General features: G+C 71.6%; 23 protein-coding genes and 3 tRNA genes. 20 read left to right on the forward strand and 6 right to left on the reverse strand.

Going from position 1 to position 24059, the window contains the following annotated elements; translation table 11 throughout:
- Positions 1 to 35 precede the first annotated feature (35 nt).
- Positions 36 to 122 (forward strand) — tRNA-Ser (locus OG230_RS18430).
- Positions 123 to 196: 74 nt separating this feature from the next.
- On the opposite strand, the gene OG230_RS18435 is transcribed toward OG230_RS18430, so the two are convergent.
- Complete coding sequence (locus tag OG230_RS18435) at positions 197 to 1081, reverse strand: bifunctional DNA primase/polymerase (RefSeq protein WP_328904832.1); 885 nt, start codon at positions 1079 to 1081, stop codon at positions 197 to 199.
- Positions 1082 to 1428: 347 nt separating this feature from the next.
- Between OG230_RS18435 and OG230_RS18440 the strand changes: the two genes are divergently transcribed.
- From OG230_RS18440 to OG230_RS18475, 8 genes are all read left to right on the forward strand, one after another.
- On the forward strand, positions 1429 to 1740 hold the full coding sequence (locus OG230_RS18440; RefSeq protein ID WP_328904833.1) for a hypothetical protein: 312 nt from the start codon (positions 1429 to 1431) through the stop codon (positions 1738 to 1740).
- Between the two features lie 205 nt (positions 1741 to 1945).
- Positions 1946 to 3103: an acyl-CoA dehydrogenase family protein gene (locus tag OG230_RS18445; protein ID WP_328904834.1), complete on the forward strand. Its 1158-nt coding sequence runs from the start codon at positions 1946 to 1948 to the stop codon at positions 3101 to 3103.
- 56 nt (positions 3104 to 3159) lie between these two features.
- The gene (locus OG230_RS18450) at positions 3160 to 4047 is read left to right on the forward strand and encodes a bifunctional MaoC family dehydratase N-terminal/OB-fold nucleic acid binding domain-containing protein (RefSeq protein ID WP_328911438.1); all 888 of its coding nucleotides are present in this window, start codon (positions 3160 to 3162) and stop codon (positions 4045 to 4047) included.
- Position 4048: 1 nt separating this feature from the next.
- The gene (locus OG230_RS18455; RefSeq protein ID WP_328904835.1) at positions 4049 to 5089 is read left to right on the forward strand and encodes an acyl-CoA dehydrogenase family protein; all 1041 of its coding nucleotides are present in this window, start codon (positions 4049 to 4051) and stop codon (positions 5087 to 5089) included.
- A complete protein-coding gene (locus tag OG230_RS18460; protein WP_443051332.1) occupies positions 5086 to 5565 on the forward strand; it encodes a MaoC/PaaZ C-terminal domain-containing protein in 480 nt (159 codons plus the stop codon). The genes OG230_RS18455 and OG230_RS18460 overlap by 4 nt, the downstream gene beginning before the upstream one ends.
- A complete protein-coding gene (locus tag OG230_RS18465; protein ID WP_328904837.1) occupies positions 5562 to 6728 on the forward strand; it encodes a lipid-transfer protein in 1167 nt (388 codons plus the stop codon). Before OG230_RS18460 ends, OG230_RS18465 begins: the two co-directional genes overlap by 4 nt.
- Before the next feature lie 205 nt (positions 6729 to 6933).
- Complete coding sequence (locus tag OG230_RS18470) at positions 6934 to 7497, forward strand: SigE family RNA polymerase sigma factor (protein WP_328904838.1); 564 nt, start codon at positions 6934 to 6936, stop codon at positions 7495 to 7497.
- 135 nt (positions 7498 to 7632) lie between these two features.
- Complete coding sequence (locus OG230_RS18475; RefSeq protein ID WP_328904839.1) at positions 7633 to 9279, forward strand: long-chain fatty acid--CoA ligase; 1647 nt, start codon at positions 7633 to 7635, stop codon at positions 9277 to 9279.
- 72 nt (positions 9280 to 9351) lie between these two features.
- On the opposite strand, the gene OG230_RS18480 is transcribed toward OG230_RS18475, so the two are convergent.
- On the reverse strand, positions 9352 to 13389 hold the full coding sequence (locus tag OG230_RS18480; RefSeq protein WP_328904840.1) for a response regulator: 4038 nt from the start codon (positions 13387 to 13389) through the stop codon (positions 9352 to 9354).
- A 237-nt stretch (positions 13390 to 13626) separates the two neighbouring features.
- Positions 13627 to 14160: an SSI family serine proteinase inhibitor gene (locus tag OG230_RS18485; RefSeq protein ID WP_328904841.1), complete on the reverse strand. Its 534-nt coding sequence runs from the start codon at positions 14158 to 14160 to the stop codon at positions 13627 to 13629.
- A gap of 208 nt (positions 14161 to 14368) precedes the next feature.
- On the opposite strand from OG230_RS18485, the gene OG230_RS18490 reads away from it, so the two are divergent.
- The 3 genes from OG230_RS18490 to OG230_RS18500 all read left to right on the forward strand — a co-directional run bounded on the left by OG230_RS18490 (position 14369) and on the right by OG230_RS18500 (position 15854).
- Positions 14369 to 14459, forward strand: a tRNA-Ser gene (locus tag OG230_RS18490).
- A gap of 238 nt (positions 14460 to 14697) precedes the next feature.
- Positions 14698 to 14770 (forward strand) — tRNA-Arg (locus tag OG230_RS18495).
- 346 nt (positions 14771 to 15116) lie between these two features.
- On the forward strand, positions 15117 to 15854 hold the full coding sequence (locus OG230_RS18500) for a hypothetical protein (RefSeq protein WP_328911439.1): 738 nt from the start codon (positions 15117 to 15119) through the stop codon (positions 15852 to 15854).
- Positions 15855 to 16079: 225 nt separating this feature from the next.
- On the opposite strand, the gene OG230_RS18505 is transcribed toward OG230_RS18500, so the two are convergent.
- Positions 16080 to 17063 (reverse strand): tetratricopeptide repeat protein, encoded by a 984-nt coding sequence (locus tag OG230_RS18505; RefSeq protein WP_328904842.1) that lies wholly within the window; start codon positions 17061 to 17063, stop codon positions 16080 to 16082.
- A gap of 123 nt (positions 17064 to 17186) precedes the next feature.
- On the opposite strand from OG230_RS18505, the gene OG230_RS18510 reads away from it, so the two are divergent.
- The 4 genes from OG230_RS18510 to OG230_RS18525 all read left to right on the forward strand — a co-directional run bounded on the left by OG230_RS18510 (position 17187) and on the right by OG230_RS18525 (position 18926).
- Positions 17187 to 17561: a PadR family transcriptional regulator gene (locus OG230_RS18510; protein WP_328904843.1), complete on the forward strand. Its 375-nt coding sequence runs from the start codon at positions 17187 to 17189 to the stop codon at positions 17559 to 17561.
- The gene (locus OG230_RS18515) at positions 17558 to 18154 is read left to right on the forward strand and encodes an HAAS signaling domain-containing protein (protein WP_328904844.1); all 597 of its coding nucleotides are present in this window, start codon (positions 17558 to 17560) and stop codon (positions 18152 to 18154) included. The genes OG230_RS18510 and OG230_RS18515 overlap by 4 nt, the downstream gene beginning before the upstream one ends.
- A gap of 103 nt (positions 18155 to 18257) precedes the next feature.
- On the forward strand, positions 18258 to 18611 hold the full coding sequence (locus OG230_RS18520) for a hypothetical protein (protein WP_328904845.1): 354 nt from the start codon (positions 18258 to 18260) through the stop codon (positions 18609 to 18611).
- A gap of 45 nt (positions 18612 to 18656) precedes the next feature.
- Positions 18657 to 18926, forward strand: a complete 270-nt coding sequence (locus OG230_RS18525) for a hypothetical protein (RefSeq protein WP_328904846.1) — start codon at positions 18657 to 18659, stop codon at positions 18924 to 18926.
- On the opposite strand, the gene OG230_RS18530 is transcribed toward OG230_RS18525, so the two are convergent.
- Positions 18920 to 19306 (reverse strand): winged helix-turn-helix transcriptional regulator, encoded by a 387-nt coding sequence (locus OG230_RS18530; RefSeq protein ID WP_328904847.1) that lies wholly within the window; start codon positions 19304 to 19306, stop codon positions 18920 to 18922. The two genes, OG230_RS18525 and OG230_RS18530, sit on opposite strands and share 7 nt — an antisense overlap.
- Complete coding sequence (locus OG230_RS18535) at positions 19303 to 19755, reverse strand: GNAT family N-acetyltransferase (protein ID WP_328904848.1); 453 nt, start codon at positions 19753 to 19755, stop codon at positions 19303 to 19305. The genes OG230_RS18530 and OG230_RS18535 overlap by 4 nt, the downstream gene beginning before the upstream one ends.
- A gap of 71 nt (positions 19756 to 19826) precedes the next feature.
- Here OG230_RS18535 and OG230_RS18540 point away from each other — a divergent pair, with 71 nt between their 5' ends.
- From OG230_RS18540 to OG230_RS18555, 4 genes are all read left to right on the forward strand, one after another.
- Complete coding sequence (locus tag OG230_RS18540) at positions 19827 to 20714, forward strand: DUF2797 domain-containing protein (RefSeq protein ID WP_328904849.1); 888 nt, start codon at positions 19827 to 19829, stop codon at positions 20712 to 20714.
- 48 nt (positions 20715 to 20762) lie between these two features.
- Complete coding sequence (locus OG230_RS18545) at positions 20763 to 21653, forward strand: amidohydrolase family protein (protein WP_443051333.1); 891 nt, start codon at positions 20763 to 20765, stop codon at positions 21651 to 21653.
- 101 nt (positions 21654 to 21754) lie between these two features.
- Positions 21755 to 22498: a response regulator transcription factor gene (locus OG230_RS18550; protein WP_328904850.1), complete on the forward strand. Its 744-nt coding sequence runs from the start codon at positions 21755 to 21757 to the stop codon at positions 22496 to 22498.
- Positions 22491 to 24035 carry an ATP-binding protein gene (locus tag OG230_RS18555; RefSeq protein WP_328904851.1) on the forward strand — a complete coding sequence of 515 codons (1545 nt, stop codon included), beginning with the start codon at positions 22491 to 22493 and terminating at the stop codon, positions 24033 to 24035. Before OG230_RS18550 ends, OG230_RS18555 begins: the two co-directional genes overlap by 8 nt.
- The last annotated feature ends 24 nt before the right edge of the window (positions 24036 to 24059 follow it).

Here is a 24059-nt window from a genome sequence, read left to right on the forward strand (position 1 = left end):
AGGCGGGCCGCTGCCCGCCGACTCCACGACGCGGGGGTGGGTTGCCCGAGCGGCCTAAGGGAACGGTCTTGAAAACCGTCGTCGCAGCGATGTGACCGTGGGTTCAAATCCCACACCCACCGCAGCATTCAGCAATTCGGAAGAGGCATCCCGTTCACGGGGTGCCTCTTCCGCATGTGCGGGCCGGACGTGGCGGTCAGAGGTGTTCCGGGCGGCCCGTGGTCAGGCGGGCCGCCGAGGCGATCGCGGCGCGGGCCTCCTGTTCGGACAGGCCGGTGTGGACCGCCGCGGATGTGAGGGCGTCGGCGAGTTCGTCGCCGAAGCCGTTCTCGTAGGCGCGGCAGGCCGCCCAGAAGAGGCGGGTGTTGCGCTGGCCTTCCCGGGCCGCCCGGACGAACTGGACGAGCCCCTGGCCCCGGTGGTCGACGGGCCGGTGGCTCGTGGGGTGGGGGCGGCGCACGGGGGGTGCGAGCAGGCGGAGGAGGGCCCGGGGGCAGGGCGCGGGGGCGAGGCGGGCGGTGCCCGGGGCCAGGCGGTAGGCGCCGTGGGTGGTAACCGAGCCGGGGCCCACGAGGTATCCGCCGAAGCCGCGGACGTCGATGCCGGGGGCGAGGCGGCTCGCCGAGTTCGGTACGGCCACGTCGGGCGGGCCGGTCAGCCAGAGGTGGCGTCCGCCGCTCGGGGTGAGCACGGTGATGGTCGGCGGGATGGTGAACCGGTGCCGCTCGGCCAGCTGTTGGAGCGCGCCCATGGAGTCCGTGCCGTGTGCCGCGTCGATGTCGAGGTCGATGCCGATGAGGCGGTGCGGGGGCCGGCCGCAGGCGATGCCGTAGCCCGTGGCGCGCGGCGCCGCGGCGAAGAGGGCGCGTACGGCGGTGGGGTCGGTGGTGGCGTCGTGGACGCCGTGGCCGGGCAGTCCGCAGCCGCCCCGGCAGCGGACCGGAGGGTCTTCGCCGCGGTGGGGTGAGCGCAGTGCGGGGAGCTTGGTGGCGGACAACGGGATGACGGGGAGCCCTCGCTCGGCGGCGGCGAGCGCGTGGGCCAGGGCCAGGGTGGCGTTCTGCCGGTCGATGGTGGCCATGCGTTCATTCTCGTACAAGCGTTCGAAGGAGGGAAGGGGAAGAGGTGCGGGAAGGGGGGTGGCGGGGGGTGCTAAATAGGTGGGGCAGGAACGCTTTTCCTCTTGGGGGGTGCGGGGCGGCGGGGCGGCAGGGGGTGTGAGCTGCGGTTTCGCGCAGCGTGGGAGGTTTATCGGGTGTTCCTCACGCTTGCGGGGGAATCGAGGGCTGCGGGGTGGTTCGACGGGGATTCGGCGGGCAACTTTGGTCCTGCGACGTCGTGACCAACTCCGGAGCGGTCGGCCAACTGCTTCGGAACCAGCCGTAACAGCCGTATCAAGCCGTACTTTCGGTTCCTGGAGGAATTGACATGGCAAGCATCCGTACCGCTCGTGCCCTCGCCGCTGTTGCCGCCCTGCCGCTCGCCGTCGCGCTTTTCGGTGGCGTGGCCGCAGCAGACAACGGCTCCTTCGCGAACGACGGATCGAACGCGGCGGTGGCGACGATCGGCGGCAGTGGGGTCGGTGGCAACAACTCCGGCAACTCGTCCACCTCGCAGCAGCAGGCAGTCGGATCCGGCGCCTCGAACCAGAGCAACTCGGCCCAGGTGAACGGCTCGGCCTTCACGGCGATCGACCAGTCCAACCGGAACTTCGCGGTCAACTTCACCCAGCTCTGGTGACCCGGAGGCCGGGGGCCGCTGGGGGGTAGGTCCACGGTGTGGTGAAGCACGGTCTGCGCGGCGGCACTTCGGTGCCACCGCGCAGACCTTTTTTGCGGTGCGGGGATCCTCGTGTTGCGGCAGCGGCCTTGACAGTCCGGTCGAATCTGACGGACAGTCAGAAAGCCATGACGTCACCGATCCGTACGCCCGGGAGGACGCCGCAGTGCACCTCGCCCCGACCGAACGCCAGCAGCGACTGCGCGCCGAACTCCGCACGTACTTCCGTGATGTCATGCCGGACACGAGGGTGGAGGACCCTGCGGCACAGCGCGCGCTGCTGCGGCGGATCGGCGCCGACGGCATGCTCGGACTCGGCTGGCCCGTCGAGTACGGCGGGCAGGGCCGCGGCCCCGACGAACAGTTCGTCTTCTTCGACGAGGCGTACCGCGCCGGCGCGCCCGTGTCGATGGTCACCCTCAACACCGTCGGACCCACCCTGATGAAGTACGGGACGGACGAGCAGAAGGACTACTTCCTGCCCCGGATCCTCAAGGGCGAGCTCGTCTTCGCGATCGGCTACAGCGAGCCGGAGGCGGGTACGGACCTGGCGGCTCTGCGCACCCGGGCGGTACGGGACGGCGAGTGCTGGGTCATCGACGGACAGAAGATCTTCACCAGCAACGCCCAGAACGCGGACTGGATCTGGCTCGCCTGCCGGACCGACCCCGAAGCACCGAAGCACAAGGGCATCTCGATCGTCCTCGTGCCCACGGACGACCCGGGCTTCGCCTGGACGCCCATCGAGACGGTGGGCGGGCTGACCACGACGGCCACGTACTACGACGGTGTCCGCGTGCCCGTCGGTCATCTCGTCGGTGCCGAGAACGCCGGCTGGGGGCTGATCACCAACCAGCTGAACCACGAGCGGGTGGCGCTCGCCGCGATCGGGATGCAGGCCGAGGACTTCTACGAGGAGGCGCTGGCCTTCGCCCGTACCCCCGATCCGGTGACGGGGCGGCGGCTGGTTGACGAGCCCTGGGTGCGGTCCCGGCTGGCCGAGGCGTATGCCCGGCTGGCGGCAACGCGCCTGCTCAACTGGCGTTTGGTGGGGGAGGTGGGGGCGGGCTCACTGGCCCCGGGCGAGGCGAGCGGCGTGAAGTTCGTGGGAACCGAAAGCGCCGTCGAGGTGTATCGAATGTGCCAGGAAATCACGGGCGAGGCCGGGATGGTCCGGGGCGGCTCACTCGGTGCCTTCGGGGACGGGGAGCTGGAGCGGATGAACAGGGCGGCGCAGATCAACACCTTCGGGGGCGGGGTGAGCGAGGTGCAGCGGGAGATCGTCGCGACGATGCGGCTCGGCATGAAGAGGGGGAAGCGGTGACGGACGCACAGGGAGGAGGAAGCGGCCCGGGGCGGCCGGACGAGCTGTACTCCCGCATGAAGGAGTACGAGGGGCGGGCCGCGGCCACCGCGGGCGTCGGCAAGGACGTGGTCAGCCGGGCGATGATCCGGCACTGGTGCGAGGCGATGGGGGACCGCCTCCCGGCGTACGAGGGGCCGGACGCGATCGCCCCGCCGACGATGCTCCAGGCGTGGACGATGGGCGGGCTCTCGGGGCACGCGGACCGTTCCGGGGCGTACGACGAGCTGCTCGCCCTGCTCGACGGCGCCGGCTGCACCTCGGTGGTCGCGACCGACTGCGAGCAGGAGTATCTGCGCCCGCTCCGCCCCGGCGACCGGATCACCTTCGACGCGGTGATCGAGTCGGTCTCCGGGCGGAAGACGACCAAGCTGGGCACGGGGTACTTCGTCACGACGCGGATGGATGTCCGTGCGGACGGGGAGCCCGCCGGGACGCATCGTTTCCGGATCCTGAAGTACCGGCCCGCGCAGGGGAAGCGGAGTGCCAGGAGTCTGCGACCGCGCCCGGTGATCAACCGGGACAACGCGGGATTCTGGGAAGGCGTGGCCGGGCACAAGCTGCTGATCCAGCGCTGCACCGAATGCGCCACGCTGCGTTTTCCCTGGCTGCCGGGGTGCAACGAGTGCGGTTGCCAGGAGTGGGACACCGTCGAGGCGAGCGGCGAGGGCACCGTCTTCTCCTACGTCGTGATGCATCACCCGCCCTTCCCCGCCTTCAGCAGCTCCGAGGAGCCGGGGCCGTACGCGGTGGCGCTGGTCGAGCTGGCCGAGGGGGTGCGGATCGTCAGCAACGTCATCGGGGTGCCGTCCGACAAGGTGCGGCCCGGTATGCCGGTCCGGCTCGAATTCCTGCGGACGGATCCCGAGTTGGAGCTTCCGGTGTTCCGGGGGAGTGAGGGCTGAGATGGACTTCACGCCTACGGAGGAGCAGGCGGCGGCGCAGGGGCTGGCCGCACGGATCTTCGCGGATCTGTCGACGCACGAGCGACTGGCGGCGGCCGGGACGGGCACGGACGCCGAGCTGTGGAAGGAGCTGTGCGCGGCCGGGCTGACCGCCGCGGTCGAGGAGATCGGGCTGCTGGGGCTGGTGCTGCTCCTGGAGGAGCAGGGCAGGACCACCGCGCAGGTGCCCTTCGCCGCGACCTGCGTGTACGGGGTGCTGGCGGTCGGCGAGCACGGTACGGCGGAACAGCGGGAGAGGCTGTTGCCGGCGCTGCGGGACGGCACGGCCGTGGCGACGGGCGCGTTTCCCGCCCGGGACGGTCTCCGGTCGGCCGGTGGCGACGGGCGGCTGAGCGGGACCGTGCCGTACGTGCCGTGGCTGCGGGACGCGACGCATGTCCTCGTGCCGGACTCGGACCGGGGGCTGTGGATGGTGGGCATCGCGAATCGGGGGGTGTGGGTGCGGCCCGTGGAGACGACGGCGCCGTGGGCGGCGGCGCGGCTCGTCCTGGACGGGGCGCCCGGGGAGAGGCTAGGCGGGGCAGGGGCCTACGCCTCGGTGCTGGCGACGAGCCGTACGGCGTTCGCGGGGCTTCAGGCCGGGGTGGCGGCCGGTTCGCTCGCGCGCGCCGTCGAACACACCGGTACCCGCGAGCAGTTCGGCCGTCCGCTCTCCACCAACCAGGCGGTACTGCTGCGCGCCGCCGACGCGCACATGGACACGGAGGCGATCCGGGTCACCGCGTACGAGGCGGCGTGGCGGCGCGATCACTCGCTGGTGTACGGGGCGCAGGCGCTGACGGCCGCGTGGTGGGCGTCGGAGGCGGGTCGCCGCGTCGTGCATGCCGGACAGCACCTGCACGGCGGGACGGGCGCCGACCTGGAGCATCCGGTCCACCGGCACTTCCTGTGGGGGCGCCAGCTCGACGCGTACTTGGGATGTGGGAGTGAAGTGCTCGACGAACTGGGCCGGTTGCTGGCGGAGGAGGAGATGCCGACATGAGGCAGGGAAACACCCGAGAGGCAGGGGGGCGCCCGTGTGTGGGCGAGGAGCTGACGCCGCTGGAGATCCCGGTGACGCGCACCCTCATCGTCGCGGGGGCCGTCGCCTCGCGCGACTACCAGGACGTGCACCATGACGCCGAGCTCGCACGGGAGAAGGGCTCGCCGGACATCTTCATGAACATCCTCACGACGAACGGTCTCGTGGGCCGCTTCGTCACCGACCGCTTCGGTCCCTCGGCTGTGCTGAGGAAGGTCGCCATCAGGCTGGGGGCTCCCAACTACCCGGGAGACACGATGGTGTTGACCGGCACGGTGGTCGCGGTCCAGGGTCCGGCGGACCCGGCCGGGACCGGCGAGGCCGGCGAGGTCGTGGAGGTGGAGGTCGTGGGGACCAACGGGCTGGGGCGCCATGTCTCCGGCCGGGTCACCCTCGCCCTGCCGGACGCCGGGCCCTCGCGAGAGGTGGCGTCATGAGTGTGCGCAGGGCCGATTCGCTCGGCGGGAAGGCCGCGGTCGTGGGGATCGGGGCGACCGAGTTCTCCAAGGACTCGGGGCGCAGCGAGCTGAAGCTGGCCGTCGAGGCCGTGCGGGCCGCTCTCGACGATGCCGGGCTGACGCCCGCCGATGTCGACGGAATGGTCACCTTCACCATGGACACCAGCCCCGAGATCACGGTCGCGCAGGCGGCCGGCATCGGGGAGCTCTCGTTCTTCTCCCGGGTCCACTACGGCGGCGGGGCCGCGTGCGCCACCGTGCAGCAGGCGGCGCTGGCCGTGGCGAGCGGGGTGGCCGATGTCGTCGTCTGCTACCGCGCGTTCAACGAGCGCTCCGGGCGCAGATTCGGTTCCGGCGTGCAGCAGCGGGAGCCCACTCCCGAAGGGGCGGCGCTCGGCTGGAACCTCCCGTTCGGGCTGCTCACCCCCGCCTCCTGGGTGGCGATGGCCGCCCAGCGCTATCTGCACGCCTACGGCCTGGCCCCGGAGGTCTTCGGGCACGTCGCGGTCACCGACCGACGCCATGCCGCCACGAACCCGGCGGCGCACTTCTACGGGAAGCCGATCACCCTCGCCGATCACGCCGCCTCGCGCTGGATCGTCGAACCTCTGCGGCTGCTCGACTGCTGCCAGGAGACCGACGGCGGTCAGGCGATCGTCGTGACCAGCGCCGAGCGGGCGAGGGACCTGCCCCGTCCGCCCGCTGTGATCGTCGCCGCGGCCCAGGGGGCGGGGCGGGCCCAGGAGCAGATGACCAGCTTCTACCGGGACGGGCTGACGGGACTGCCGGAGATGGGAGTCGTGGCCCGGCAGCTGTGGCGCAGCTCCGGGCTGTCGCCCGCCGACATCGACGTGGCCATCCTCTACGACCACTTCACTCCGTTCGTCCTCATGCAGCTGGAGGAGTTCGGCTTCTGCGGGCCGGGTGAGGCCGCCGACTTCGTCGCGGGCGACGAGCTGCCGCTGAACACCCACGGGGGGCAGCTGGGGGAGGCGTATCTCCATGGGATGAACGGCATCGCGGAAGCGGTCCGGCAGATCCGTTCCACCTCGGTGAACCAGATATCCGGTGCGGCCAGGACCCTGGTCACGGCCGGTACGGGCGTCCCCACCTCGGGGCTGATCCTGGGCACCGACGACTGACTCCGCCGCGCGGCGGACCTCCGGCGGAGCGGCGCCGGCGGGTCCGGGCCCGCCGTTGTCCTGTTCGGGGGCGGACCCTGACACGGGTGGTCGGCCCCTCCACCTTCAGGAGGTCGGGCCCGCCCCGCCCCTACAACCTGAGGCGGACGCCGCTTCGGGACCTGGGGCCGATCCCCTCGGCGGCGACCGCTCCTAGCGTGGACATATGACCACGCCAGTCTGCACCGGCGCCTCCAGGCCAGTCGCTGCCGCCGCCGGACACCCGACCTGCTCGCCCTATGCGTCGTTCTCCTCGTACGTACGGGCGCGGGGGCCCGTACTGCTGCGGACGGCCCGCTCGCTCACCGCGAATCCGAGCGATGCGGAGGATCTGCTGCAGACCGCGCTCACCAAGACGTACGTCGCGTGGGAGCGGATCGAGGACCACCGGGCGCTCGACGGATACGTCCGCCGGGCCCTGGTGAACACGCGTACCTCGCAGTGGCGCAAGCGCAAGGTCGACGAGTTCGCCTGCGACGAGCTGCCGGAGCAGGAGACCGTACCGGCCCCCGATCCGGCCGAGCAGCAGTCCCTGCACGACGCGATGTGGCGTGCGGTCCTCAAGCTTCCGGACCGGCAGCGCGCCATGGTCGTCCTGCGCTACTACGAGGATCTCAGCGAGGCCCAGACGGCCGAGGTGCTCGGGGTGTCCATCGGTACGGTCAAGAGCGCAGTGTCGCGGGCCCTCGGCAAACTCCGCGAGGACCCGGAGCTGACCCCGGTCCGGTAAGGGCGGACCGTCCCGGGAGGAGCGGATGTGCCCGCCGATGCCGATTCGTACGCGCGGGAGTAGTGACATACCGAGCGGTATGTGCGCAGAATCAGCGGAACATTACTGCCGCGTAGCGCCCACCGGGAGGACGCCGTGCTCAGCACCATGCAGGACGTACCGCTGACTGTCACCCGCATCCTGACCCATGGGATGACCATTCACGGGAAGTCGCAGGTCACGACCTGGACCGGCGAACCCGAGCCGCACCGCCGTACCTTCGCCGAGATCGGCGCGCGCGCCGGGCAACTGGCCCACGCCCTGCGCGACGAGCTCGGCATCGACGGCGACCAGAGGGTCGCCACACTCATGTGGAACAACGCCGAGCACGTGGAGGCGTATCTGGCGATCCCCTCCATGGGCGCCGTGCTGCACACGCTCAACCTCCGGCTCCCCGCCGAACAGCTGGTCTGGATCGTCAATCACGCCGACGACAAGGTCGTGATCGCCAACGGTTCGCTGCTGCCCCTCCTCGTGCCGCTGCTCCCCCACCTGCCGTCCATCGAGCACGTGATCGTCTCGGGCCCCGGCGACCGCTCGGCGCTCAGCGGCATCGCGCCGCGCGTGCACGAGTACGAGGAGCTGCTGGCCGGCCGCCCGACCGATTTCGACTGGCCCGAGCTGGACGAACGCCAGGCCGCCGCCATGTGTTACACCTCCGGCACCACCGGCGACCCCAAGGGCGTCGTCTACTCCCACCGCTCCATCTACCTGCACTCCATGCAGGTCAACATGACCGAGTCGATGGGGCTGACGGACAAGGACACCACCCTCGTGGTCGTGCCCCAGTTCCATGTGAACGCGTGGGGCCTGCCGCACGCGACGTTCATGACCGGCGTCAACATGCTCATGCCGGACCGCTTCCTCCAGCCCGCGCCGCTCGCGGACATGATCGAGCGCGTGAAGCCGACCCACGCCGCCGCCGTTCCCACCATCTGGCAGGGGCTGCTCGCCGAGGTCACCGCCCATCCGCGCGACCTCAGCTCGATGGCCAGCGTCACCATCGGTGGCGCCGCCTGCCCGCCCTCCCTCATGGAGGCGTACGACAAGCTGGGCGTCCGCCTCTGCCACGCCTGGGGCATGACGGAGACCTCGCCGCTCGGCACCATGGCCAACCCGCCCGCCGGGCTGACCGCCGAGGAGGAATGGCCGTACCGCATCACGCAGGGCCGCTTCCCCGCCGGTGTCGAGGCACGTCTGGTCGGCCCCGGCGGCGAGCACCTGCCCTGGGACGGCGAGTCGGCCGGTGAGCTGGAGGTGCGCGGGGCGTGGATCGCCGGTGCGTACTACGGCGGTTCGGACGGCGAGCACGTGCGGCCCGAGGACAAGTTCAGCGAGGACGGCTGGCTGAAGACCGGCGACGTCGGTGTGATCAGCGAGGACGGCTTCCTCACCCTCACCGACCGGGCCAAGGACGTCATCAAGTCGGGCGGGGAGTGGATCAGCAGCGTCGATCTGGAGAACGCGCTGATGGGACACCCGGACGTGGCCGAGGCGGCCGTCGTGGCCGTCCCCGACGAGAAGTGGGGCGAGCGCCCGCTCGCCACCGTCGTCCTCAAGGAGGGCGCCACCGCCGACTACGCCTCGCTGAAGGCGTTCCTCGCCCAGTCGGTCGCCAAGTGGCAGCTGCCGGAGCGCTGGACGATCATTCCGGCGGTCCCGAAGACGAGCGTCGGCAAGTTCGACAAGAAGGTCATCCGCAAGCAGTACGCGGACGGGGAGCTGGACATCACCCAGATCTGATCCGTACGACGAGGAGGGCGGTACGGGACTTCCCGTACCGCCCTCCTCGTATGCGCGCGTGGCGCCCCTGCGTCAGTTGGTGCCTATCTTCGCCAGCAGATCGACGATGCGGGACTGCACCTCGTCGCTGGTGGAGCGTTCGGCCAGGAAGAGAACGGTTTCCCCCGAGCCCAGCCCGGACAGTTCCGACTGATGCAGACCGGTCGAGGTGTAGACGACCAGGGGTGTGCGGTTCAACTGGCCGTTCGCGCGCAGCCAGTCGATGATCCCGGCGCGCCGACGGCGTACCTGCATCAGGTCCATCACCACCAGGTTCGGCCGCATCCGGGTGGCGAGCTCGACCGCCTCGCTGTCGGCCGCCGCCCTCGCGACCTGCATGCCGCGGCGCTCCAGCGTCTCCGTCAGAGCCACCGCGATCTCCTCGTGCTCCTCGATCAGGAGCACCCGCGGCGGATGCTGTTCGCTGTCGCGCGGGGCGAGTGCCTTGAGGAGTACGGCGGGGTCGGCGCCGTACGCCGCCTCGCGCGTCGCCTGCCCGAGCCCGGCCGTCACCAGCACCGGAACCTCGGCGGCCACGGCCGCCCGGCGCAGCGACTGGAGGGCGGTCCGGGTGATCGGGCCGGTCAGCGGGTCGACGAAGAGCGCGGCGGGGAACGCCGCGATCTGGGCGTCGACCTCCTCGCGGGAGTGCACGATCACCGGGCGGTAACCGCGGTCGCTCAGCGCCTGCTGGGTCGAGACGTCGGGCGCAGGCCAGACGAGCAGCCGTCGGGGATTGTCCAGCGGCTCCGGGGGCAGCTCGTCGTCGACGGGACGGGGCTGCGGGCGGTTGGCGACCTCGACCGCGCCACCGGGGCCGTCCAGCGGCTCCGGCCCTTCGGCCGCGCCCCTGTCGGGCGCCCCTATGGCGTACGCGCGCCCTGCGGCCACCGGGGTCGACAGCAGCTGACCCGAGCCCGGGCCCTTCGTGCCGCCCCCCTGGGTGGGCGTGGGGGTGCTGGTCTGGTCGGCGGTGCCGGGGGCCCCGGTCTGCGGGGGAACGAGCGGTGCCGGAGGCTCCGCCTCCGGCGGGGCGGCCAGCTTGCGGCGCCGTCCCGCGCCGCCGAGGCTCTGGTTCTGCTGATGCGCGAGGTGCTGTGCGAACGGCACACCCTGCCCCAGCGTGCGCACGCTGAACGCCCGCCCCTGCGTGGAATCCGAGGACGCCGGCATCGGTGCTTCCGCGGGCAACGGCTGGCGCCGCACGTCCTGTGCGGGGCCGGCGGCGTCGGCGGGGTGGGGTGCGGCAGGCGGCGTGCTCTCCTGCGCCGGGACCCCGGCGGGGGCCGGGACGACCCCGGTGGTGTGCGTGGTCCGGCCGGGGCCGGCCCAGGACTCGTCGACGGGCGGACCGTCGGGCGCGTCGGCGTCCACCGACAGGGCGGCCAGCCCCTGGCCCGAGGTGCCGTCCTGTCCCCAGCCGGGAGGCGTGGACGCGTGGCCCGGCTCCTCCGGTCCGACGGGCCGGCGGGCCCGGCGACGGCCGGACGGCACGGGGTGCGCCTGCGGCGGGGTGTGGTCGGCGTCCGGCGGTGTGTGTACGGCGTCGTGGCGCTCCGGCGACGGTTCGCCGGCCGCCCCGGCCACGGGCTGAACCCGGTCGGCGTCGGCGGGCGGGAGCGCGAACGCGGTGCGCGGCCCCGTGGGCTCGGCCTGGGCGGCACGCTCCTGGGCGGCCGACAGCGCGCGGCGCGCCCGCCGTCCACCGGGCTGCGAGGCGTGGGAGTCCGCGGCCGGTGATCCGGTCGATGCCCCGTCCGGGGACGGCTGGGGCTGGGGTGAGGCGAGCGCCGGAAGGGCCGGCTGGGGCTCCCCGTCCCGTCGCGCACGACGGCCCGAAGGCGAGACCGGCACCTGCGCGCCCGACGGCACGCCCTGCGGCGGCACGGTCTGACCGAGCTGTGGACGGCCACCGCCGCCCTGCGCACCCTCGGCGGCCGTGACAACGGACCCCTCGGAAGGGGCCGAAGGCGAGGAGGGAGCCGAGGCGACGGCAGGCAGCGCCAGGGCCTGCCCCATGGGCTGGCCCTGCTGCCCCTGGCCCTGCTGCCCCTGCGGGGCCTCGGGCTGATCCACCGCGCCGGTCTCCACCGCGCCGGTCTCCGCCGCGCCGGTCTCCGCCGGGCTGGGCCGTCCGCGCCTGCGCCCGGAACCCCCGTTCGGCCCGCCGGGACCCGGCTCGCCGGGCTGCTCGGCGGCAGCGGAATCCGGCGCCGCGGGTCCGCGCCGCGCCCTGCGCCGCCCGGTCGGCTCCGCCGCACCGGTGTCCGTGGTCTCCGAGCCGCTCACGGGACTGTCCAGGAAGGCGTCCGTCGACGACCTGCGCGCCCTGCGCCGGCCACCGCTCGTGACGCCCTGGTCCTGTGGAACGGTCTCCTGCGCCGCGGGCACGGTCTCCACCGGCGGGGGCGCGATCGCGCCGGAGCCCGTTCCGAGCGGTACTTCGAGTACGTACGCACTGCCGCTCATGCCCGGCATCTCGTGCGTCTGGAGCACACCGCCGTGCGCCCGTACGATCCCGCGCACGATCGGCTCGTGCACCGGGTCTCCCCCGGCGAACGGCCCGCGCACCTCGATCCGTACGACGTCACCGCGCTGCGCGGCTGCCACGACGACCGTCGAGTCGACGTAACCGCCGCCCGGCACCAGCCGGGTCTTGCCCGTCGAGTCGACACCGGCGACGTCCGCGACCAGGTGCGCGAGCGCCGTCGCCAGCCGTACCGGGTCCACCTCGGCCTCGATCGGCGGAGCGTGCACCGCGAACTGCGCGCGCCCGGGCCCGATCAGCTCCACCGCGCCGTCGATACCGGCCGTCACGACACCGTCGAGCAGTACGGGGATCTTGGTGAGGCCCTCCGCGCCCGAGTCCAGCCGCTGGTAACCCAGCACGTTGTCGACGAGCGTCGTCATCCGGGCGTAGCCCGCGGCCAGGTGGTGCAGGATCTGGTTGGCCTCCGGCCACAGCTGGCCGGCCGGGTCGGCGGCGAGCGTGGACAGTTCGCCCCGCAGTTCCTCCAGCGGGCCGCGCAGGGATTCGCCGAGTACGGCGGTCAGCTGGCCGTGCCAGGAGCTCAGCCCGGCGACGAGGTCCGTCTGCTTCTCCAGCTCGGAGGCGTAGCGCTCCGTACGGTCGGCGAGTTCCGCCGCGTGGCGTTCGGTCAGCTCGGCGACCTCCGCGGCGTGGGCCTCGGTGAGCCGGGCGATCTCGGCGGTGTGGCTCCCGGTCAGTTCGGTGACCTCGGCCGTGTGCTGCTCGGTGAGCTCCTCGTACGGCCTGCGGTCGGTGAAGGTCATCACCGCGCCGACCAGCTGGTCCCCGTCGCGCACGGGCGCGGTCGTGAGGTCGACCGGCACCTGCGCGCCGCTCCTGGACCACAGCACCTGCCCGCGCACCCGGTGCTTGCGCCCGGACTTGAGCGTGTCGGCGAGCGGGGACTCCTCGTACGGGAAGGGCTCGCCCTCCGCGCGCGAGTGCAGGATCAGGGGGTGCAGTTCCTTGCCGCCGAGGTCGCTGGCACGGAAGCCGAGAATCTGAGCGGCGGCCGGGTTGACGAGGACGACGCGGCCGTCCGTGTCCGTACCCACGACGCCCTCGGACGCGGCCCGCAGGATCATCTCGGTCTGGCGCTGCGAACGGGCCAGTTCGGCCTCGGTGTCCACGGTGCCCGAGAGATCGCGTACGACCAGCATCAGCAGCTCGTCGCCGGTGTAGCTGGAGTGGATGTCGTTGTACCCGGCCTGGCCGCTGTCCAGACTCGCGCTGGTGACCTCCGCCGGGAACTCGATGCCGTCGGTACGCCGCGCGGTCATCCGCGTCGGCTTGGTCCTGCCCTGCTCGTCCGCAGCCTCCGGCCGGCGCATCGACCCCGGAATCAGCTTGGAGTCGAACTCCGGAAGCAGATCGAGCAGTCCGCGCCCGACGAGCGCGGTGCCCGGGGTCTCGAACATTTCGAGGGCGATGGTGTTGGCGTTGACGACCGTGCCGTTGCAATTGACGAGCAGAAGCCCGTCCGGGAGGGCGTCGAGTATGGCTGCGAGGCGAGCAGCGCCTCGGGATGGCCTGCTGCTCACGACGACGCTTCCTCCCTGATTACCGCACCTTGCCGACAGCGGGCCCCATCCTGCCCCTCGGGCCGCAGGCTGTCACTGGAGGAGTCTAAAGGCAGGGGAGGGCAGCAGGGCGGTCTATGAGGGGGAGCTCTCACCAAGGTTCTGTGCGAGCCGTGTACACCGGGGGCGTGACATGTGACCGTCCGCGCACCGTGTGACGTGCGCGGACGCCGGGCGACCGGTCCTGCGGGAGGGCCGTCAGAGGGCGGGCAGTACCGGAATCAGGTTGTTCCAGCGCGAGACCTCGCAGCCGTTCACCCGGTTCAGGTACGCGGAGAAGTTCTGTCCCTGCCAGGTCCCGACGATCCGTGCGGTTGCCGGGCCGCCGTAGATCTGGGTGCACATCCCGTTCTCGGGCGTCGGCAGGAACGGGTTCTCGCCCGCCGCCTCCGCCTCCGCGAGCCGGTCGCAGGCCGCCTGCGCCCTCGCGTGGGTACCGCCCGCCGGGCCGCAGAGGAGCTCGAACGTGCCGTCGGCCGCCGGGTCCCCGGAGTCCGAGACGGTCACGGTCATACGCATCGCGGGCGCCTCGGCCCCGCGCGCCCACGGGTCCTGCAGACCGTCCTGGGCACCGGGGCCGTCCTGACCTTCGTGGCCGTCCTGGCCGTCCTGAAGGAACAAGGGGAGCGGCAGCAGCAGCGGGGGGACCGGGGCCACGGCGGTCGCCGCGGGCGCGGCGGCGGACAGTGCGGCGAGAGAGGCGACGGCGGTGACGGCGAGACGACGCAGCATGCGGGGCTCCAGTGCTCTGGACACGACGGACGGCGGTCGGGGGCCGCGCCCCCGCTCCCTCTAACGCTCCGCACGCTCCGACGATGCGCAACGGCTATGTGCTTTGCCCTGGCACCCGCTCGCCTAGTACCGTGGGCGGCGATTGGTGACAGCGCGCTCGTCTGTGTCATCATCTGCACGCACCACTCGCGCTCGCGCGGGGTGTGCTGGAGGCGTCGCCTAGTCCGGTCTATGGCGCCGCACTGCTAATGCGGTTTGGGTCTTAAAGCCCATCGAGGGTTCAAATCCCTCCGCCTCCGCTCCGACCCGAAGCCCCGTGCCCCTGGCACGGGGCTTCGGCCGTTCCCGGGCTCCGATGGCTCCGTACGGGTGACGGAAGCCCCGTCCCGCAACGCCCCCGATGCGCTGTTTCCGCAGCTCAGGGCTGGTGGAGCTAATGGATTTCGCGTGACGGCGCAGGTCATGTAATGTTGTTCTCGCAACGCCGACGGGGCAGAAAAGCCCGGGAGGCAAGCCAGCGGGTAACACCAACGGCAGGCACTCGTAGCTTAACGGATAGAGCATCTGACTACGGATCAGAAGGTTGCAGGTTCGAATCCTGCCGAGTGCACAGCAGGCCAAAGGCCCTCAGGAGAAATCCTGAGGGCCTTTCGCGTTGCCCGTACAGCAGCGAAGCGCAGGTGTACCGCAGGTCGTGCACGCGCACTCGCCGCACCGTTGCGTCCCGACACAGGATGGTGAGCATCCGATTCAGGCGGGTGTCCGGGAGCGTGAGTCGCTGACGCGTGCACCACGCTCCACCCCATGACTGGGGATGCCCCATCGTGATGCGCGGGTGTACAACCCCGTGTGGATGCCGACTGTCTGTAAGGCGCTGGAGGAATGAGCCTTCGGTGCCTTTCCGTGCGGAGTTTGGGGATCAGGTGGGGAAGCGGAAGCAGGTCTGGAGAGTCGTCGTGGCCGGTGGCGCGGCGGCGGTGTTCACGGCCGTGGCCGCGGTGCCGGCAGGGGCGGCCGAGGGCGGGGTCTCGTTCACCCGTGTCCAGGTGAACGGCGGCAAGCCGATCGTGATCGGGGTGTCGAAGGAGGTCGCGGTGCCCGCCTCCTTCCGGATGGCGACCACGCACACGTGGAAGTGGCCGGCGGTGTTCCTGTACCGCGGTGGTGCGAGTGATCGGCTGTGGCACGCCGTCGAGACGAGCGACTGCATCAAGGTGAGCCCGGGCGTCTGCGACTTCAACGAGAGGATGTACTTCGACCCGAGCGTATGGGACATGCGCAACAGCGAGGCCGGGGCCTGGAAGGTCGCGGCCGAGGTGTACTTCACGGGCGGCGGTGGTGACACCGACGACGAGGGTCTGACGGTCCACGTCCAGCGCAACTCCCGCCTGACCGTCAACGCCTCGCCCGAACCGGTGTCCAAGGACAGCACCATCACCGTGACCGGAAAGGTCACGCGGGCCAACTGGGAGACGAGGAAGTACGCCTCCTACGGAGGCCGTCTGGTGAGCCTGCAGTTCAAGCCTGCCGGCGCCGCCTCCTACGCCACGGTGAAGAAGGTGTACGCGAACGACTCGGGTGATCTCAGGACGACCGTGAAGGCATCCAAGACGGGTACGTGGCGCTGGGTGTACTACGGCAACACCACCACCGGGCCGTCGACGTCGTCCGGGGACAACGTCGTGGTGAATTGATGTTCCGCGGTGCCGGCGGGCCTGGTATCAGCGCCTGACATCAACGGCCGTGTACATCGGCAGCAAGACTTCTCCCGCGAGAGGCCGGCCGGCCTCAACGGCGCACCCGCCTACGGATCTCAGAAGGTTGCGGGTTCGAATCCCGCCGAGTGCACAGCAGGCCGAAGGCCCTCAGGGGAAATCCTGAGGGCCTTTCGCGTTGGTGCGGTGCGGCAGGCTGCCTGTTCAGTTCTTGCGGAGGCGGAGAGTCTCGGTGACGAGGGTCGGGGGCAGCCCCGGCCCGGCGCACGCGTAGTCGATCAGCAGGTTCCGGTAGGAGGCGTTCGCGAGCTGTGGCGCCAGGGCGATCAGGGCCCGCAGGTCGTCGGGCGAGCCGGACAGGCGTGTGCGGTACGCGGTAGCCGCCGCGCGCAGGGCGACTTCGTGCGGTTCGTGGTGCAGGCCCTGTTCGGCGAGGTCCACGGCGGCGGCGAAATCACCCTGCTCGGCCCGTACGTCGGCAAGGTCCAGGTAGAGGGACCAGTTGTCGGGCTCCAGCGTCAGGGCGTCTTCGAAGGCTGCCGCGGCCCGGTCCAGGTCGCCCATCACGCGCCAGGTGGCCGCTCGTGCGACCGCGGTCCACATGACCCGCTCGTCGGCGTCGGCGCGGTCGCACAGGGCGAAGGACAGGTCGTAGTGGCCGCAGGCCCGGGGCAGCCGTGCCATGGCGGCCAGCGACTCCGGCACGGGGCTCCGTTGGGACACCATGTCGATGGCATGGAACCAGGCCGCGAATCGCTCACGCATCTCGTCGGTGTCCAGGTCGTGGCCGTAGTCCAGGGTCCGCAGACACGCCTCGGCCAGCGCCTCGGCACTCACCGCGGCGAGGAAGCGGGGATCGCCGAACCACGGGGCATCGCCCCACGCCACGTCGGGCCGCGCCCCCGTGACCGAACCGAGGGTCATCGCCGCGTCATCCATGTCCCCCTTGAGGAACAGGAAGTGCGCCTGCGCAGGCAGGGCGCTCAGGGAACTGTCTCTTTCGAGACCCGCCTCCAGCTCCGGGCGCCGGTCCCGCCACAGCTCGGCGAGGGCCGCATAGGGCTCCGGGGACGCCGGTGCGGAGGCTATCGCCCCCACCAGGAGTTCCACGGCGATGAGCGGATTTCCGCCGCAGTGCGCCATCACTCCGGCGAGACCGACGCCCGCCGCCACTGACTGATTCGACATCGGCAGAGCGTATCCGTGGCCAAAGGCTTCCCGGTCCCTTCCACTTGCGCGGCGGCACGGCCCGGTGAGGACCCGGAGGGCCCCTCTTCCCATCCTCTTGCCCCACCAGGTATCTTGCATCGCATGGAACCAGGTGATTCGACCAAGCAGGCCCGGGCAGCCGCCCAACTGCGCAAGGGCGTCCTGGAGTACTGCGTGCTCGCCCTGATGCGGGACCGCCCCCGCTACGGCGTGGAACTCCTCCACGCCCTGAAGGACTCCGGCGCCCTGGCCACCAGTCAGGGCACGGTCTACCCGTTGCTCTCCCGGCTGCGTCGCGACGACCTGGTCACCACCACCTGGCAGGAGTCCGCCTCCGGACCACCCCGCCGCTACTACGCGCTCACCGACAGCGGCCGGGCCGCGCTCGACGAGTTCACCCGCGTCTGGCCCGGCTTCCGTGACGCCGTCGACGCCTTCCTGACCACGCCGCACCCTTCCACCGGAGACCCCGCATGAAGACCTCTGCCGATCCCGTACGCGACTATCTCTCCGCCGTCGAGCGCGAGGCATCCGCGCTTCCCGCCGACCGGCGCCAGGAACTCCTCGCCGACCTCGCCGAACACATCGAGGTGACGCGCGCCGAACGCCCCGATGCCGCGATCGGCGAGGTCCTGGCGGAGCTGGGTGACCCCCGCATGATCGCGGCGACGGCGCTGGCCGAGGCGGGGCACGTGGCCACCGGGGCATCGGCCCGGGACGGTGCCGGCGCGCCCGCCCGGCGTGGCAAGGTGCACCCCCTGGTCCCGCTCCTGATGCTCACCCTCTCGCTGCCCTTCATGATGGTCTTCCCCGACCTCCCCGGGCCGCAGATCGGCGTCCTGTTCCGCGTCGTCGGCGCGATACTCCTCTGCACCTCGGTGCACTGGGCCGCCGTTCAGAAGACCACCGGCGTGCTGCTTGCCGCCGTCCTGCCGAGTGCTGTCATCGCCACCTGGAACCTGTCCAGCGGAGGCCCGGCGGGTGACACTCCGGCCCTTCTGGCCAACCTGGCGATGCTCGCTCTGCTCGTCGGCACGGCGGCATGGCTCTGGCGGGTCCGTCGCGTCTGAGGCGCGTTGGACCGGGCTGGGGGACAACTGCTGAGGATCCACGACCTGTTGGCCTCGCGGTCCGCCGCGTGTGCGCGGCAGCGGATTTGGGACCATGCCTGCCATGGACGAAGCGTTGAGGACCCTGGAGCACGAGTTCCGCAGCGAGCCGGGCAGTTTCCTGATGCAGCTGCGAGGTGACCTCCGCTGGGACCGCGACGCCTTTTCGCGGCTCGAGCGCTCCCTGCGTGAGGTCTGTGAGCGCACGCAGGCCGCCGAGGACCTTCCCCGGTGGCTTGCCGAGGGGTACTACCAGGTGGCGACCGAGGTGCCTGACTGGACGAGCCATCCCGACTTTCCCCGGCCGGAGCCCGGTGAGTACTACGCCGCGTGCATCGAACGGTTGTCGGACCTTGCCGACTGGTTCTTCCGTGGGTGGCACGCCTACATCGAGCCGCACACCTGGCCGGAGTTGTAGGCACGAAGCCCGCCCTGCCGAGCGCGGGGTCGCGATAATGCGCTGATGGCGGGGAAGCGGAAGCGGCGGGAGCAGGAGCGGGAGCGGGGGCGGCGGGATGCCGTTCGGTTCGGGCCCGGGGCGGGGCGGTGGGACGTGCTCCTGGAGACCCGGGATCAGGCGGAACTGCGCGCCCACATGCAGCGCCTGCGGGCCGAGCGGCAGATCGACCGGTCGGCCGTCCGGGTGGACACGCTGTGCGGGCGGCTGGAGCGGCCGACGACCTATCGGCTGAGCCTGTTCGTCCCGGCGGATGTGCCGCCGGGACGTCAGTGATCGGTGGCGTCGTAGGTCAGGCGGGCCTGTTCGACCTTGGGCAGGTTGGTGGTCGCCCAGGTGGCCAGGGTGGCGAACAGGGGGGCCAGACTGCGGCCCAGTTCGGTGATCTCGTATTCCACCCGGGGCGGGACCTCGGGGTAGTACGTGCGCTCCACGAGGCCGTCGCGTTCCAGCTGGCGCAGGCGCTGGGTCAGCACCTTGGGGGTGATCGTGCCGATGCGGCGTTCCAGCTCGACGAAGCGCTGGCGGCCGTACTCGTTCAGGTTCAGGAGGATCGGTGTGGTCCAGCGGCTGAACACGATGTCGATGACGGGTCCCACGGGGCAGCTGAGGGGGCGTACCGCCGCGGGTGAAGGCTGCGCCTCGTCCACGGTCATGCGTCGTCTCCTTCGTGTCGCAGGGTGACCCAGTGGATGCTCTCGCCGTCCAGCAGGTAGCGCTCGAACTCGACGAACCCGTGCTTCCGCGCGAAGCGCAGACCGTCCGTGTTGGAGGCCAGGACGACCGTCTCGAAGGTTTGGGCGCCGAGGGTCCGTGCCTGGGCCAGACCTCGTGCGTACAGCTCCGCGCCGTATCCCCGGCCGCGGTGGGAGGCGAGTACGCGGGCGATCACCGTGGCCGTGGAGGAGTCGCTCTCCGGCGGGCGGACCGTCGTGCAGCCCACGAGGACGTCGTCGAGGTAGGCGACCTCCAGGTGGTTGCGCCGGACGCGCTCGCGGACGTCGTCGAGCGAGAGGAAGTGGGTCGGGACGGTCACGTTGTGGACGTGCTGCCAGTCCGTGAGCATGGCGTCGCCGACAGGCTGTTCGATACGGAGACCGGTCATCGCACCAGGATGCACCACCCGCGGCGCCCTTACCGTGGGTGCTCCGAAGTCGATCCGTGGAGTGCGGGGGGATGCGTGTGGGATGGCGGTGCACCGGTCTGCGGTGGCCCGACGAAGGGCCCGAGCTGGGGTGGCGCAGGGGCGGGGCTGCGGATGTCCGGCGGGTGAGTGTCCTCTCGTACGGGAAGGAGCTCGGTTTCCGGGCCCTCGGGGAGCGGACCTGCGTCGGGGCGCGGGGCAACGTGTGTCCGGTGGCTGCCGTGGTGCCGGCGCGCAGTACGGGGGCACGCTGTCCGGAGTGCGCGCGGCTGGACCGGGCGCATTCGGTGGCGGCCGACACGATCGCCGACGACCCCCGCACGTACCGCGTCTACCTCGCCTGGTTCGGGCCCGGGATGGTCAAGGTCGGGATCACCGCCGAGGAGCGGGGTGCGGCGCGGCTGCGGGAGCAGGGGGCCGTGGTGTTCAGCTGGCTGGGGCGCGGGCCGTTGATGGCCGCCCGGCGCACGGAGGAAGTGCTGCGGGCCGCGCTCGGGGTGCCGGACCGGATTCCGTACGCCAGGAAGCGGGCGGTGCGGGGGATGCTGCCGGGAGTCGGGGAGCGGGCCGCCGAGGTGGCCGAGTCGTACGGGCGGGCCGCGGCGCTCGAAGGGGGCGGGTGGCCGGACTCCTTGGAGCGCCTGCCGTTCGAGGCCGTCGACCACGGGGAGCTGTTCGGGCTCGGCGGGACGGAGGTGGCACGGGCGGTGACGGGGCTGGTCGACGGGGGTGTGGTGGCTGGGCGGCTGGTGGCGGCGGCGGGGCCCGATCTGCATCTGGAGACCGGTGCGGGCGGTGTCGTGGTGCTGGACACCCGGCTGGTCACCGGGTGGGATCTCACGGGGGCCGACGCGCGGGCGGGGGTCGGGGTGCCCGTCGTCGATATCGGGGGCGGCGGGGTGCAGGACGGGCTGTTCTGAGAGGGTCGGAACGCTGCGGGACGGGCTGGTGCGAGAGAGGTGGCGGACGTGGGCGGGGTTGCGGGCGTGACGGGTGACAGCGCGGATGTCGTGCGGTTCTGGGAGCGGCTCGGGCTTCCCGGGATCATCGACGTCCATACGCACTTCATGCCGGAGCAGGTGCTTCGCAAGGTGTGGGCGTACTTCGACTCGGTGGGGCCGCTGACCGGCATGGAGTGGCCGATCGCCTACCGGCACGACGAGGACGAACGGCTCGCCCTGCTGCGGTCGTTCGGGGTGCTCCGCTTCACCTCGATGATCTATCCGCACCGGGCCGGTATGGCGGCCTGGCTGAACGGCTGGTCGGCCGAGTTCGCGGAGCGGGTGCCCGACTGTCTGCACACGGCGACCTTCTTCCCTGAGGAGGGCGTGGAGGGATACGTGCGCAAGGCCGTCGAGGCGGGCGCCCGGGTGTTCAAGTCGCACCTCCAGGTCGGCGCCTACGACGCGAACGACCCCCTGCTGGAGCCCGTGTGGGGACTGCTCGCGGAAGCCGGGATTCCGGTGGTGATCCACTGCGGGTCCGGTCCCGCGCCCGGTCTGTACACCGGGCCGGAACCGGTGGGCCGGCTGCTGGCACGGCATCCGCGGCTGCGGCTCGTGGTGGCGCACATGGGGATGCCGGAGTACGCGGACTTCCTGGCGCTGGCGGAGACGTACCCCGAGGTGCGGCTCGACACGACGATGGCGTTCACGGACTTCAGTGAGGAGTTCACCCCCTTCCCCGTCGGGGAACGGGGGCGGCTCGCGGATCTGGGGGACCGGATTCTGCTGGGCACGGACTTCCCGAACATCCCCTATCCGTACGTCCACCAACTGCACGCTCTGGAGCGCCTGGAGCTGGGCGACGCGTGGTTGCGGGCCGTGTGCCACGGGAACGCGGACGCCTTGTTCGGCTGAGAAACGGGCGTACGGGCCGGGATCCCGTGACCCGTTCGTTTCTCAGGGAATTCACAGGAACGCGCAAGAGGTCTCTCAGGGGCACCTCGCAGGGTGGGGCCATGACGACGACGACCTCGCCCCAGGGGCGTACCGAACTGCTCAGGCCGGACCGCAACCCGGTCCGCGTACTCGTGGTGGACGACGAGGCTCCGCTCGCCGAGCTGCTCTCCATGGCCCTGCGGTACGAGGGCTGGGACGTGCGCAGCGCAGGGGACGGCGCAGCCGCCGTGCGCGCGGCGCGCGACTTCCGGCCCGACGCGGTGGTTCTCGACGTGATGCTGCCCGACATGGACGGGCTCGCCGTCCTCGGCAGGATGCGCCGGGAGCTCTCCGACGTGCCGGTGCTGTTCCTGACGGCGCGCGACTCGGTCGAGGACCGCATCGCCGGGCTCACCGCTGGGGGCGACGACTACGTCACCAAGCCGTTCAGCCTGGAGGAGGTCGTGGCACGGCTGCGCGGGCTGATCCGCCGGTCGGGCACGGCCGCCGCGGCGCGGAGCGATTCCACGCTCGTGGTCGGTGACCTGGTGCTCAACGAGGACAGTCACGAGGTCAGCCGGGGCGAGCAGTCGATCCATCTCACGGCGACGGAGTTCGAGCTGCTGCGCTTCCTGATGCGCAACCCGCGCCGGGTGCTGAGCAAGGCGCAGATCCTGGACCGGGTGTGGAACTACGACTTCGGGGGTCAGGCGAACGTCGTCGAGCTCTACATCTCGTACCTCCGCAAGAAGATCGACGCGGGGCGTTCCCCGATGATCCACACCCGCCGCGGGGCCGGGTATCTCATCAAGCCTGGTGAGTAGGCGCGTGCGGGTGGCCGGCCGGGTACGGAAGCCGTGGACCCTGCGGACCCGGCTCGTCGTGTCCGCCGTGTCGCTCATCGCGGTCGTGGCCGCCGTCATCGGCTCGGTGACCGCCATCGCGTTCCAGAGCTATATGTACGGCAAGCTGGACGACCAGCTGCACTCCATCGCCGTACGGGCCGAACGGCCGCCCGGTGCGCCCGCCCCCGCGGGGATCAAGGACACCGGGCCGCTGGGCTTCGTCGGGATGGGCGGCCAGCCCTTCGGCACGGTCGGCGCCGTGGTCGACGAGGGCTCGGTCACCGAGTCGAAGGTGGTCGAGTACCAGGGGCAGCGCGCGCAGGAGAACACGAGGACGCTGACCGGCGCCGAGTCTTTGGCGCTGGAGAGCGCCGGGGCCGAGGTGGGTTCCGGGGTGCACGACGTCGATCTGCCGGGCCTCGGCAGCTACCGCGTGGAGGCCGTCGGTACGTCCGACGGGGGCACGCTTCTCGTCGGCATCCCCGCCGACGAGGTGCGCAGCGATCTCACCGCCCTGATCCTCGTGGAGGTCTGCGTCACCGCGGCCGGACTCGTCGCCGCCGCCATCGCCGGCCCCGCCATGGTCGGCGTCGCCCTGCGCCCGCTGCGCCGGGTGGCCGCGACCGCGACCCGGGTCTCCGAACTCCCCCTGCACAGCGGTGAGGTGGACCTCGCCGAGCGGGTGCCGGACGCCGAGGCCGATCCGCGCACCGAGGTCGGGCAGGTCGGCGCCGCCCTCAACCGGATGCTGGGGCACGTCGGTTCGGCGCTGGAGGTGCGTCAGGAGAGCGAGACGCGGGTCCGGCAGTTCGTCGCCGACGCCAGCCACGAACTGCGTACTCCCCTGGCCTCGATACGCGGCTACGCCGAACTGACCCGGCGCGGACGCGAGGACGCCGGCCCCGACACCCGGCACGCGCTGGGGCGGATCGAGTCGGAGGCGCAGCGGATGACCGGGATGGTGGAGGACCTGCTGCTCCTGGCCCGGCTCGACGCGGGGCGTCCGCTCTCGTACGAGAGCACCGATCTGTCGCCGCTCGTCGTCGACGCGGTGAGCGACGCGCGTGTCGCCCGGCGGGCCGGGGAGAGCGGTGCGCGGGAGGAGGAGCATCACTGGCGTCTTGAGCTGCCGGAGGTTCCCGCGTCCGTGCGGGCCGATCCGACCCGGCTCCATCAGGTGCTGATCAACCTCCTGGCGAACGCCCGCACCCACACCCCACCCGGGACCACGGTCACCGTGCGCGTCCGCTCGGCGGGCGCCGGCCACCCCTGGGTGACGCTCGAAGTGCAGGACGACGGGCCGGGCATCGCGGCGGAGCTGCTGCCGCACGTCTTCGAACGGTTCGCGCGGGGCGACGCCTCGCGCTCGCGCAACGCGGGCTCCACCGGTCTCGGGCTCGCCATCGTGCAGGCCGTCGTCGCCGCGCACGACGGGCGGGTGGAGGTGCGGTCGGTGCCGGGGAACACGGTGTTCGCGGTCCGGCTCCCGGCCGATCCGGTGTACGCGGGTAGGTAGTACGGCGGGTCCGGGGGAGTCCGG

It is taken from the genome of Streptomyces sp. NBC_00234 (assembly GCF_036195325.1).
Classification (GTDB): domain Bacteria; phylum Actinomycetota; class Actinomycetes; order Streptomycetales; family Streptomycetaceae; genus Streptomyces.